Origin of the sequence: Virgisporangium aurantiacum (assembly GCF_016863635.1) — a bacterium.
Taxonomy (GTDB): domain Bacteria; phylum Actinomycetota; class Actinomycetes; order Mycobacteriales; family Micromonosporaceae; genus Virgisporangium; species Virgisporangium aurantiacum.
On sequence record NZ_BOPG01000128.1, the window covers coordinates 1 to 12711 of the forward strand.

7 protein-coding genes and 2 pseudogenes are annotated in these 12711 nt (G+C 68.0%); 5 read left to right on the forward strand and 4 right to left on the reverse strand.

The features are described 5' to 3' along the window. Positions 1-277, forward strand: a pseudogene (locus tag Vau01_RS64395) (hypothetical protein); the annotation flags it as partial. A 272-nt stretch (positions 278-549) separates the two neighbouring features. Beyond that, positions 550-774, forward strand: coding sequence for an integrase core domain-containing protein (locus Vau01_RS64400; RefSeq protein WP_239153086.1), 225 nt, complete (start codon positions 550-552; stop codon positions 772-774). Between the two features lie 194 nt (positions 775-968). On the opposite strand, the gene Vau01_RS61215 is transcribed toward Vau01_RS64400, so the two are convergent. Beyond that, positions 969-6095, reverse strand: a complete 5127-nt coding sequence (locus Vau01_RS61215; protein WP_204014201.1) for a sacsin N-terminal ATP-binding-like domain-containing protein — start codon at positions 6093-6095, stop codon at positions 969-971. A 103-nt stretch (positions 6096-6198) separates the two neighbouring features. Continuing rightward, positions 6199-8832, reverse strand: coding sequence for a tetratricopeptide repeat-containing protein (locus Vau01_RS61220; RefSeq protein WP_204014204.1), 2634 nt, complete (start codon positions 8830-8832; stop codon positions 6199-6201). Positions 8833-9300: 468 nt separating this feature from the next. Between Vau01_RS61220 and Vau01_RS61225 the strand changes: the two genes are divergently transcribed. Next, positions 9301-9714, forward strand: a complete 414-nt coding sequence (locus Vau01_RS61225; protein WP_204014206.1) for a hypothetical protein — start codon at positions 9301-9303, stop codon at positions 9712-9714. A 200-nt stretch (positions 9715-9914) separates the two neighbouring features. Here the strand turns inward: Vau01_RS61225 and Vau01_RS61230 are convergent, their stop codons facing one another. Beyond that, positions 9915-10196: a hypothetical protein gene (locus tag Vau01_RS61230; RefSeq protein ID WP_204014209.1), complete on the reverse strand. Its 282-nt coding sequence runs from the start codon at positions 10194-10196 to the stop codon at positions 9915-9917. A gap of 785 nt (positions 10197-10981) precedes the next feature. Here Vau01_RS61230 and Vau01_RS61235 point away from each other — a divergent pair. Continuing rightward, positions 10982-11140, forward strand: a complete 159-nt coding sequence (locus Vau01_RS61235; RefSeq protein WP_204014212.1) for a hypothetical protein — start codon at positions 10982-10984, stop codon at positions 11138-11140. A gap of 348 nt (positions 11141-11488) precedes the next feature. Here Vau01_RS61235 and Vau01_RS61240 read toward each other — a convergent pair whose 3' ends face one another. Further along, complete coding sequence (locus Vau01_RS61240) at positions 11489-11800, reverse strand: calcium-binding protein (RefSeq protein ID WP_204014215.1); 312 nt, start codon at positions 11798-11800, stop codon at positions 11489-11491. A gap of 212 nt (positions 11801-12012) precedes the next feature. Here Vau01_RS61240 and Vau01_RS65615 point away from each other — a divergent pair. Continuing rightward, positions 12013-12633, forward strand: a pseudogene (locus tag Vau01_RS65615) (TOTE conflict system archaeo-eukaryotic primase domain-containing protein); the annotation flags it as partial. Positions 12634-12711: the final 78 nt, after the last annotated feature.

Genomic DNA, 12711 nt, shown 5'->3' on the forward strand with positions numbered 1-12711 from the left:
GGCGTCGCTGACCCGCGATCATGACGCCAAGACCGCGGAGCTGCTGGTGCTGCGTCACGAGGTGGCGGTCCTGCGCCGCCAGGTCGGCAAGCCCCGGCTGGCGTGGCCGGACCGAGCGGTGCTGTCGCCGTTGACCCAGGCCCCTGCCGCGCCGGTTGTGGGTACACCGGATCATCACCCCGGCGACGCTGCTGGGCTGGCACCGCCGGCTGGTCCAGCGGTATTGGACCTACCCGAACCGGACCGGCCGCCCACCGGTCAGCAGCGAGGTCCGTGACCTGGTGCTGCGCCTGGCCGACGAGAATCCGCGCTGGGGGCACCGCCGGATCCAGGGTGAGCTGGTCGGCCTGGGCCACCGGGTCGGCGCCGGCACCATCCGACGCATCCTCGCCGCGGCCAGGCTCGGCCCGGCTCCCCGCGGTGCGGACACCCGGTGGCGGACCTTCCTTCGCACCCAGGCCGAAGGGCTGCTGGCAGTCGACTTCTTCCACGTGGACACGGTGCTGCCGCGCCGAATCTACGCGCTACATCGAACGGTTCGTACGCACTGTGCGCCACGAGTGCACCGACCGGGTACTGATCTACGACGACGGCCATGCCCGGCAGGTCCTTCACCAGTACGTCGACCACTTCAACCGGCACCGACCGCACCAGAGCCTGGCCCAACATCCGCCCGAGCACGACCGCGCTGTGGCCGCCGTTGCCCTCGACGCTGCGATCCGACGACGACGAGTCCTTGGCGGCGTCGTCAATGAATACCACCGAGCGGCCTGAACCAGGTGCCACCACCATGCGAAACGGTTTTTGGCACGGTACAGGCGGTCTTGCATGTCGACGCGACGGACGGGGTCCGTCTTGATCACACCGTCGCGGACTGCGGCGTCGAGCGCCGCACGCAGTACCGTCCGCGCGCCGCGCACGGCCGTGGCGGTCCACGGCCGGCCGCTCGGTGTGGCTCATGACGTGGCTCAGTGCAGTTGGAACAGGAGTCGTAGGCTGCGGCCGGCTACCTGATAGTGGTTGAGGCCGCCCGGTGCTAGCGGGTTCGGCAGGATGTGGACCCGGTGCCGCTCGGGTTCGAGGGCGTGGGTGACGAAGAGGATCCAGTACTCCTCGTGCGGTTTGAGGCTCTGGGCGGTGCGTACCTCCGACTCGCCGAGGGTGATCTGGGCGGCGGCCTCCTTGGTGGCCTTGACCTCGATCAGGATCCGTCGGTCCCCAAGGGGAACCTCGAAGTCGTAGCCGAGCGTGTCGTCGGCCCGGCCGTCTGGGAAGCGGCTGCGACGGTTGGCGGAGACCCAGGTGACCTCGGGCGGCAACCGGAAGTGGTGCTCGATCCATTCGCCGGCGATCAGCTCACCGGCGAGCCCGACCCGGGCGGTCAGTTCGGGTGGTGCCGGGGTGACCTGCCAGTCGGAGCCGCCCAGGCGGCGGCCGGAGGATGATGTGGGCAGCGGCATAGGCGTAAGGGCCGCGGGGTGCGGCGGGGTGTTCAAAACTTCGGGGGATACGGACCGCCGCACCGCGTCGATGAAGGCCTGCGTCTCCTCGGCCTCCTGGCCGTACTTGCGGCCCCCGAAGACGGTCGTCACCGAGTTACGGTGGCTCACCATCGAGGCTTGCCGCATCCGATCCCCGGCGAGGGCCAGGTCCTGTTCGGAGAGCTTGAGCCGGGCGGGCGCGGTTGTAAGCGGCATTGCCGCTGGCCACTGCCCGTGCTCGGCGAGCCAGGTGATTACGTCGTCCTGGCCGATCCGCTTGAAGTCCAGCGCACCGGTCTCGGCCATCTCTGACGCGACCGTCTCCGGGTTCCCGGGGCGGCCTCTGACCGGCTCCGCCGACCGATACGACCACGCCTCCACTACCAGCCGGGCATTGGTCACCGCTCGGATGGCCACCCTGCGGCCGTGCTCGCGCAACGTGTCGACCGGCGGCAGTCCGTTCTCCTCCGCTGACGCGGGTGGCGCGCCCTCGTCGAGCCAGGCTTCGGTTCGCCCGTGCATCACCTTCTCGGGCAGCTCCCAGTAGCGGTCGAGCCACTCCTCGTCGGCGGCCAGGCCCCGCAGGTCGCGCAGGCTTAGGTAACCGGTCAGCGGCTCGCCCCGCTGGGCAACCGAGAGGAAGCGGTCCCGCAGCCGGTCGAGGATGGCCGCCCGGTGCTGCTGTCGGAACGCCTCGAACTGCCGGGCGTGCCCGCCCCGGTTATGCAGCGGCGGCAACCCACAGAACCGGAAGGCTAGGTTGGCGTTCTCCAGCGAGACGCCGAGCTCAGTGATCGCTGCGAGCGGGTCATTGCGGTCTGCGAGGGCGAGCACCCGGTCGGCGACCATGCCGGTAGCGGCGAGCCAGGCGCGCAGCTCGTCGCGCCCGCCGAAACCGTTGTTATGTTCCTGCAGGTCTTGGGCCACGTCCGGATCGATGCAGGCGAGCACCGTGACGACGGCGGAGTGGTCGGCGTACCGGATGACGGCTCCGGCGATGGCCGTTTCCAGGTCACGTAGCGGCACCCGCAGGACGGCCGCGATGTCGGCGATCGACGGGGTCGCCTCGCCGCAGCGTTGCCGCAGATCGACGAGCGCGAGCCGCAACGATGGCTCCAACTGCGGGTCACCGGCCAGCTCGGCGAGGGCCCCGCTTGCCGCCTGCAGAACTGTCCACCGGTCCGGTTCGGGTGCGAGCACTACCATCCGCGGGTGGTCGCCGGTGTCGAGCAAGAAGGACAAGGCCCCGGAGTCGCCGGCGGCGATGCGGTGCGGGCCGATGTGTGCGACGACCGAGGTGGCGGTAGCGAGCTGGCAGCCGGACAGCGCCCGGTCAACGTTGACCAGGCGCTGAACGGTGACGGCCCGGAACGCGCTCTGCTGAACCTCCAGGCAGCCGAGCACGAGGGTGGGCAGCCAGTCGCCGCCGAAGGCACCGAGATCACGGAACGGCAGATCTGCGGCGGGCACGCCGTCCCCGATGACCTCAACGGCGACCTCGGAGGTGGGCACGAGCCGGTTCGGGCCGGTGCCGTGGAGACGACGGCGGACCCGTTCGGCGAGCGGCCGTGACCGGATCGCCAGAATCGCGACCGGGGTCTGCTGCAGCAGGCGCTCCTTGGCGGCGCCCTTCTCGTCGCAGACATACACCGGTTCGCCGTCAGCCCGAAGGTCGGCGACCTCCAGCCGGGACTGCCGGGAGATCAACACGCTCTTGGGCGGCTCGGCGTCGTCGGCGATCTCGTTCCATGCCTCCTCATAAGCCTTGCGCACGGCCGGGTTCACCGCCGTGTGCCCGTCGACCAGGCCGATCAGCTCGTCCAGGCGGCTGCGCGCGCTCGCCGGGTCGTCCCAGAAGCGGATTCCGGTCTTCCGCAGCCGCTGCAGTACGCGCGGGGTTGCCAGGCTTCGCAGCGCGTGCGGCTGGGCGCGCAGATAGTCAGGGGTCGCATCGTCACGGACCCACCAGGCGTCCGCCGGTGCGGCCAGGGTGACCTGGCTGCGCTGGCCGGGCGTGGTCTGCGGGATCCACTCCGCGGTGGCCAGGAACGAGGAGACGAAGGTCGGCCAGGCCGCCCGGGCACTGTCGGTGTCCCGGACGAAATAGATCTCCAGAACAAAGTCGGGCCAGACCTCAAGTCCGCGCAGGATCAACTCGGCATAGATCCGCCGAGCCTCGGGGCTAAAGGACGGCCAGTCCCTCTGCCCAGGCAGGACCGCGACATCGGTTGCGGGCCGGTAGCGGACCGTTCGTGACGGCGGCTGCTGCCGTTTCCATCCGATGGCCACCTCACGCCAGGTGTTTTTGTCGGCGGCCGGAAGGTTGACTCCGGGCAGGGGTGCCACGGCCGGGGTCGCCACCTGTTCGCCGCGCAGGTCAAAGACCCGTTTTGGGTAGTACAGGGGTGTGAGCCCGTGCTTTACCCCTGCTGCCTCCAGAAATTTGCGCCACATTTCCGGATCACCGAACTTCATGAGGGCCGGGGTCGTGCATGCCTCCGCGACCCGGGCCAGGTCTCCGGAGACTTCGGCGGCTGCGGCGAGCAGCCTGGCGAGTTGGGTGTCGGTGTCAGCGGTGGGGCCGCCCCAGCCGGCGCCGAAGGTGGCGTTATGGGCCCTCTGCCAACCGGATTCGGTCGGGACCATCAGGTTTGCGTCGCGCACCACGCTCGGGCTGATCTCCCGTGTGGCCCGGCGCCAGACATCGAAGGCGAAGTCCAGGCACTCCCACAGGGCGCTGTGGTCGTCCGGTTCGAGGCTCCGCATGGCGGCACCGACCAGGTCGAGGACCGTCTCGGTGTGGTACTCGCGGATCAGTCTCCGAATCTCCAGCCACTCCCGCCCTGGTCGGCGTGGCCGTTCCGGCACGCGCCAGATCCCTGGCAATAGAAAGGCCAGTCGGGCTTGGACGGCCGCCGGTGGTGCGGAGGCTTCGCCGTTCGGGCGTACAAAAACCCGCAGCTCATCGGTGACCGGCAGCAACTGTCCCTGCTCTACGATCAGGACCCGCCGCCCTCGTAGGTGTTCCGAGTGGTCGCGCAGCTCGGAGGCCAGGTCGTCGTAGAAGCCCGCCCACACCGCTGGTTCCGCACCATCACGGGCCAGCTCCGCGGCCACCCTCTCGGCCCACGCCGCGAGATCCGCCGGGGTTGCCGTGAGCTGCAGACCGAGGTTTCGGGCGAGCGTTTCGACGCGCGTGATCCGCATCGAGTCAAGAACGCTATCGGCGAGCGCGACACCGGTGGCGGCGACTGCCTCCGCGCTGAATGTAGTGCCCTTGCCGCGCCAAAGCTTGACCCTGTCGAGCGGCACCCGCTCGTCCTCACCGCCCAGAGCCAGGACCAGCGGCACGCCGGTGAGCGGCACTTGGTCCTCGCCGAAGGCTGCCACCAGCCGGGGCAGCGCCGCTGGTCGCCAGCAGGCCAGGTCGAGCAGGACACCACCGGGCAGCGCGGAACCGTCGCGAACCGCGTCCGCGCACAGGGCCGCAACCTGGCTCAGCAGCATGTCGTTCAACGGCACCGCCGCGTTCATGCCCTTGCGGTCGAGCTGGGCGAAGAACGGCGCGTTGACGAAGGCCGGCAGCGGCGCCGCCTCCTCCATTGGCAGGAATGTGTAGAACCGGCCATGGTCCAGGGGTCCGCCCAGAGGGACGGCGACGCACACCTCGGCATTGCCTTCCCAGCGGGCCCATCGGGAGTTGAGGCGGCTGCTCGCGATCGCGCTCAGCATGGCGGCCTCGGGAACAGTGCGGCGCATCAGCAGGAAGGTGCTGCCGTCCTGGAGTCGGATCTCCTCAGTCGCGTCGCCGAGCGGCCGAGACATTCGGGTCAGTGCCTGGACCGCCTCGTCGTCATCAGCGGCTCGCGTTCGTATCGTGATTCGCCCGACCCGTTCTAGGAAGAGATTGAACGGAACGGCAGTTGACCAGACCTGCGCCAGTTGCTTGCGGGTCTGCCCTAGCGCGACGGCCGAGCGCAGGACCAGGCGGATCACGGTCGCGTAGCCCGCCGCCTCGAACTCGCCGACCCGGCCCGGAAGGCCGTCCAGCGGTACAGTCACCGTCATCTGCGATACGTTGGCCCGCAGCTCATCGGCCAGACCCGCCCGTTCCGGGGCCACCCGGGCAGCGAGCTCGCCGAAGTCATCCGGCTGCGCGAAGCGAAAGCAGAAGCCGTCGAAGGAAGGCGATTCGGCGGTGGCCCGGCTATAAACCTCCGGGCTCTCCGAAAGCTGAAGGACGCTTTTGAACCCGACGCCCTTGTTGCCGATGCCCTGGTCCGGTCTCTTGGGGCTCATCGCGATCCGGCACATGCCCCGGAAGTCTTCCGGCGTGACCGGGCTGCCGCCGTTGGCAACGTAGAGCACCCCGTGCTCGGCCTCGTCCTCGGCCAGCAGGAACTCCAGCCGCCCAGTCCGGACCTCGCGGGGATGGGCGTCGTGGCCGTTCTGGAGCAGCTCGATGATCGTCCGGCCGTCGTAGTCAGCCGCGATGATTCCCTCGATGAACTCCTTCTGCTGCCGGGTCATCGGCTGATCCGCCCGCTCGCCGTCCAGATACATCTGAGCGACGCCGTGCGCCTGCCGCCGGATTTGCTGCCGGAACTCGTCCACCGGCATAGAGTGCCACGCGCTCACATGCCCGCGAGGCCGCCGCCGACGCTGTCTCGCGACGCGCGGTGATGCCAGACGCGGCAGCTTACTCAGGTGTAGGAAATTAGTTGATCTGGCCGCTCCAGTATTGCAATGACTCCGCGATGGATCGAGTGGTCTCATCGTTGATGTCAAGGGCTCGGCGGGCTGATGCTAGTGCCGTTTCGAGTTCGGAGATTGCCTGCTCGATGTGGCCAGCTTTGGCGGTCCAGTCGGCCATGCGCCAGACGAGACCGATGGTGTGGCGGTCTTCGGGACCGCGTTGTTCCGCTGACAGCGCGGCCAGTTCGCGCAGCTGCTGCGCGGCGGCCTCTGGAGCTCCAGCCTTGCCTTCCCAAATCGCTTGGTCGCGCCGCCAGCACAACAGGTCCAAATCAGGTGCGTGGCTGACGGGTGTGCGGTCGACTACCACTGCCCGCAACAGGTCTGCAGCCCGTGCGGGGTCGCCGGCCTCGCCTACGCTCCCGGCGAATTCCGCACGTAGGGCAAGTGCTGCGGTAGCTCTCGGGTTGCGCGTGACCCAGGGGTGCACCAACAGATCTTCTCGCAGTTGTTGCGCATCGTCGGATCTGCCCGCCTTGACCATCCATCGAGCAAGCCTCTGCAGACACGCGAATACCTCCGGACTGTCCCGGCCGAACGATTGCTGTGTGAGTGCCGCCAGGTGACGCAGTTGCGTGACGGCTTGCTCTGGCCGCCCAGCCGTACCTTCCCAGGCGGCGAGGGATCGCTTGCACAGCAGCAGTTCTCGGTCGGAGCGGGCGTCGCTGTGTTCCTCCCAGTCCGTGATGATCTGGCGAAGCAGCTGGACCGCCTCCTCCGGCTGGCCAGCCTTGCCGACCGCGTCGGCCCGGTCCGCACGCAGACCGAGCACGGGTGCGCTTCGCCAGCCAAACCGTGCCGTGTCCTCCTCGATCAGTCGGTCCCATTCGGCCAATGATTCGTGGTGGCGTACCAGATCTGCCAAACAGCTGGCGAGAAGCCAACGAATTTGGAGCCCGAGCTCGGCCTCGGCGCGCGCCGCCGGAAGGACCCCGAGCAGATCACGGCATATGCGAGCGGCCGTTTCGGGGTCGCCGGACAGATGAGAGGCGACGGCACGCTGCCTGCGAATGGTCAAGGTGGTGCGGTGGTATTCGCCGAGCAACCGTACGCAGTCGACGTGGAGTTCGTCGAGCTCCTTCACTCTCGTCGCCAGGTCGCCGGCCAGTCCGGCAACCTCCGCGCAATGAAGACGCGCCCGCAGCACCAGCTGGTGCCCCTCGCCTAACACGTCCGTCGCTTCGGTTATCAGCTGCTGGAACATCCGGTAGGCCCGGGCCGGGCTCTCGACCCGCCCAGTGACATAGGCCATGGTCTTTCGTGCATCCCAGAGATCCTCGTGGTCCGGTGTAAGCGCGGCCTGGCGTCGCCTGATCACCTGCTCGGCCAATGCCAGCGCCGCACGACCCTCACCTCGCTCGATCATGAAATCGATCGCGGCCAGGCTCCCTTCCCGGTGTCGATCCGCTTGCTGATAAGCCCGCTCGGCGACCTCGGGGTGGAAACTGATCCAGGAGAACCATCCGATCTGACGGGCCTCATCCGAGTCGGCGTCAGCCAGCAGCGAGGTCAACGTCGCGACGGGTACCGTCTGCTGGCCAGGGGCGTCCACCAGGTAGTCGAAGGCCACGTAGCCGTCAGCTCGTGGGATCAGAAGGCTGCTGGTGGCGTACAGCGGGGTCAACACCCACTCCATCGCCTCGTCGAATGACTCCGGGCGCAACCTCGCTCCGCCTCGCTGCTCGAGATACGACCAATGCATCCGCTCCAGCAACCCCTTCGACAGCGCACGGTGCACCCCCACCCGCCGAGCATCGACGGCAGCGGCCACGATCGCGGCGGCGCGCGGGTGTTGCCCAGGCGCCCATCCGTCCCGCCAGGCGGTCAGCAGCTGCGGACCCGCCGCAAGCCATTCGGCCAACCCGAACTCGTCCGTGTGCGGTAGCGCAGACACGATCCGCGGATCGTCCCGGTACTCAGCAGCTCGGACCAGCTCCGCCGGCGACCAGCGACGCGAAAGATCTACCCGAGTCATCCCCTTCAGCACGTCCCAGCCATCGCGACCAGCCTCGGCCGAAACCGGCTGCCGCCCGCCGGCCGGGACGGCGAAACGGGCATACTCCTCGGCCCGGATCGTCGCCACCACATACCGTTCCCCTCCCGCCTCACGTATCGCGTCGAGATGGTGGCGCCCCAGCCCGTTCTCACCCAAGAAGCGTTCGACATCGTCCAGCCACAGCACGCACCTGCCGGCACCGACGACCAGCTGCACCGCTGCCGGGACACCGGCCCGGACCAGCGGCTCAACCAGCCGGAAGCGACCGTAGCGCCGCCGTACCGTCTCACTGGCCAGCCGGCTCTTGCCAGCCGTCGACTCACCGACGATCAGCACGCAACGGTCCGAAAGCAGCCTCTTCACGACCTCAGGCCCGACGTCACGGTCGATGAACGGTGTCACTCGTCCGAACTCCCACTCGGCACTGGGATGCACCCCCCACGCCAGCGGATCAGAAAGATCACGAACCCGCGGCAAGCTCCCAGAACGAGTCAACCGCACCAACTGCGGCAACTCCCGCCTCTGCACGTCCAAGTCCTGCAACACCGCCGAGCCCCGCGCCGTCAACAGCCCGACCGCCGCCACCACGACCGACGCCAACGCCGCCGACCACGCCTGTACCCAAACCGCAACCCCGGCCAGAGCACAAGCACCGGCGAGGACGGACCATCCGGCCCAGCGCAACCTAACCCGCAAATCCGCCCCCCACCTGGACGACATCAACCACTCTCGCAGAACGCGGCTAGGTCCGGCACGACGGGCGCAACGACAATCCAGCAGGCTCAGATCAGACAGGGCAGACGACATGGCTGCAGATCCTTGAGGTCATCCACGTCGGGACCGAAGCCAGGCAGCTCTGCTGCCCCCATGATCACGTGCACGGACATCGGCCAGAAGAGAGATCATGCCTCCTGGCGGAGGCGCCCGCAGGGGCTGAAACTGGTGGGTGCGTCGCCCGCCGACGTCGTACGCACTTGGCACTGTGTGTCCGGATGAGAGAGTGACGCTGGAGCCTGCCCCGGTGGGTACCCCGGGTTGCCGCCTGCGAGCGCGGATGTCAGTTTCTTGATGTTGGTCGCGGGTTCCGCGGGTGACGCGCCGTTGGTGTTGTTACGGGGCGCGTTGCCGGAGGTCCTGATGGAGATCGTGTACGAGCGGGTCGCGGGGATCGATGTCCACAAGAGACAGATCACGGTGGCGGTACGTAGCCCGGGCCAGGCAACCATGCGCCGGACTCAGGTACGCCGGTTCGCGACGTTCTACGCGGCGTTGCAGCAGATGACGGCCTGGCTGCTCGCCGAGGGCCTCGACGCCTCGGACGTCGGTGATGACGCACCGGCTACCGGCCGCAACAGGGCAGACCACAAGACGAGCGAGGTGGCCAGCCTCCTCGATGAGGCCCTATCCCTACTCGCCGACCACACGTCGAACCCCCGCCTCATCACGCGCCTCGACCTGAACCCAACCGGCGACACCGGATAGCGAGCGCAGCGCGGCAGATCAGCACGGCCGCGCTCCTCGCGGGAGCCAGATATGCGCTTGAGTCGGCCTACCAAAACACGACGATCTGTCAAGTTTGGGTGGAATGCTAAACGGCTGGTAGCTGGCAGTTGGCGCTTCCTCGCTACAGTTGATCGGAGTCCAGGAAGCACAGCACCTACATGGTCAGCTTCCGAACCTGATCACCGCCGGCGAATCGAGCCACATCTTCTCGCGAGGAAGCCGGTGGCAATGTCAGGTGAATGGCGTCCGGTAATCGGCAACGCGAGGCAGGAGCGCTCAATGAAGAGAACCTCGGCGGCGTAGAGCCCGGTGGTGGAGAAGGTCGCGATGTTGGTCGCGGCGATCTCCACCTTGATCCTCGGCAGCGCAAGCCTGTTGGTGACGTGGGACTTAACGAGAAGAGCCATCCACCAGGGACGCGGGCTGACGATCACGAAAACGCCCGGCATCACACGCATCACGCTGCAAGCCAGTCCGGTCCCGAAGGCCGAGTCCGAACTCCGATCTGCGGAGTTTGAAGACCCTCCGAACCCGCAACCGCGGAGCCTCTCTCCGCGCGGCAAGCGGAAGCGAAAGGGGGGTGGTCGTTGACAAAGGCCCGCCACCAGGCGGGCCTTTTCAACAGATCGCCAGGAGCCGACCGAACGCCTAACGTGCCGGAACAGCTTGCGGGGTCGGCCCTGAATTGGGCCAAGGTTGCGTCGAAAGCGATTCGCCGATCGTTCCAGATCCGACTATGACAAGCTCCATCGGTCCAAACTCGCCCGACGGCTGAGCAGGGAGCTGGCGACCGGCCTGGCCCCCGGGGTCATGCTGATCCCTCGGATCCAAGTTTCTGCACGGAGGCACAGCCGGGGTACGTGCAGCCCCGATGATTCAACCGTGGAAGGAGCGAATCGTGACCACGACCATGACCGCCCGGGACACCGCCACACTCGTCCGGATCGACCCGGCAATCGCTCGGTCGTTTCTGTCGCGGTGCACCATCCGGAGCCCGTTGGCGACGGCGGACCCGGCTGAGGACCGAGTTGACCTCGCGGCCGTAGATGACTCGGGACATCCGAGCTGGTGCACGTCTGCCGGGCTGAGCGACTGGACCACCTGCGGTGGGCGGCACATCTCTGACACGACTGATGTACCGGCCTTGGGCGGACCGTGGACCCTCACTGACGGTGGCGGTGACATCGCCCGCGCATAGGTGTGTCTGACCCACGACGCCGATTCTGGCCGGACCGCCGTCGAGGTCATGGTTGCCGACTCCAACTTCAGTCGCCTGCAGCGGGACTGGATAGCGGCGTCGCTCGACCCGGCCGGCGCCGAACAACTCGCCGTTGCCCTGATCGCGTACGCTCACCAGGCCCGGCAACCGATCCAGTGGACAGCGCCCAGCGATCGGACCAGCTGACTACGGCGCCGCCGGTGGATCGGTGACACCGAGTCCGGCGAGTGGCGGCCTAACCGGCTGTTGAGCGTTGACGACTTGGCAGCGTGGCCAGATAAGCCGAGACCGCCGAAGACGTCAGGCGCCGAGGGCAGGGACCTCGGGCGATCCGGGTGGGCTGGCCCTGCTTGTGCCGGCGCGGTTTGTCCGCCTTCACCACGAGGTTCGCCCCCGGGCTGCGTCCGCGAGACGTAAACGGATCACGACCTTCACTCGCCGAGCGCTGCCAGGTCGAGCGTTCGAGGAGGCTGGGTTTGCTGGCGTGGACGGGTGCGCAGTTCTGCCAGTCGCTGGTACTCGCTCACCCCGCGCTCACCGTCCTGCCCAATGCCGGTAGGCGCTGATCCATTCGGCGCCGTCTGGTGGCGGCGTGGGCAGCGGTAGGTCGAGTATGTCGATGCGTAGCCGGTCCCTGCCACGGGTGCAGATCGCGACGATGCTGTCGCCGGTCAGGTCGACCTTCTCCACGGTGACTTCGACGCCGAGGACGGTGGTGATGAACGGCACCGCCAGGTTGTCTTCGATCATGGTGTACAGGCCGGTGAGTTGCTCGTCGTCGTTGTACGCGTCGACGGTGGCTTCTTCGATCATCGCGTCGAGCGCGGCGGTCCGCTTCGATGCCATCGGGCACATGGTAGCGGCCACTGCGCCGGGGTGTCCGGTGCCGGTCTACGAGGATGGTCACCGTGGACGAGTTTGCTGGCCTTCGCCGGGAAGTGGAGCGGTTACGGGCGGAGAACGCCCGCCTGTCGCGTCTGCTGGACCTGCGTGGCCAGGACGCGGCGCCGGCGCCGGAGCAGTTGGCCGCGCCGGTCGCCGCGTCGGGTCTGGCCACGATGAGCTCCCCGGCGCGAGACAAGCTGGCGCTGTTCACCAATCTCTTTCATTCCCGCACCGATGTGTACGCGAAACGGTGGGAGAACCGCCGGCTGGGCACGGCCGGGTGGTCACCTGCGGTTGCAGGCGGTTAGCGAAAGGGCATGGACCGGCGCAGCGCCGCCTACCGGCCCCGCACGGCGGATGTCACTGCCGCGCATCTCGTCGGTGACCTGTTCATGGGGCTTTACCCGCTGATGCCCGGCAACCTGTGCCACTTCGTGGCAGCCGACTTCGACGGCCCGACGGCGATGCTCGACGCCTTGGCTCACCTCAAGGCGGCCCGGGCCAGCGGCGTGCCAGCCGGGTTGGAGATCTCGCAGTCGGGACGTGGTGCCCACGTGTGGATCTTCTTCGCCGGCCCGGTGCAGGCGGTGGTGGCCAGGGCGGTCGGCACCGTGCTGCTGCACGAGGCGATGGTGTTGCGCGGGTCGATGGACCTGCGCTCCTACGACTGGCTCTTCTCCAATCAGGACGTCCTTCCCGAAGGCGGGTTCGGGAACCTGATCGCCGCGCCGCTGCAGGGCCGCCGCCGCAACGACCACGGGCTGACCACCTTCCTCGACCTCGCCACCCTGGAGCCGTACCAGGACCAGTGGGCGTTCCTGTCGACGCTGGACCGGCTCACCCCCGGCGACGCTGAACGCCTCGCCAGGCAG

Excerpts from the sequence above, each read along its gene's own strand:
- Vau01_RS61225 (WP_204014206.1), top strand. The coding sequence starts at position 9,301 with ATGTTGGTCGCGGGTTCCGCGGGTGACGCGCCGTTGGTGTTGTTACGG.
- Vau01_RS61235 (WP_204014212.1), top strand. The coding sequence starts at position 10,982 with ATGGTTGCCGACTCCAACTTCAGTCGCCTGCAGCGGGACTGGATAGCG.
- Vau01_RS61240 (WP_204014215.1), bottom strand. The coding sequence starts at position 11,800 with ATGGCATCGAAGCGGACCGCCGCGCTCGACGCGATGATCGAAGAAGCC.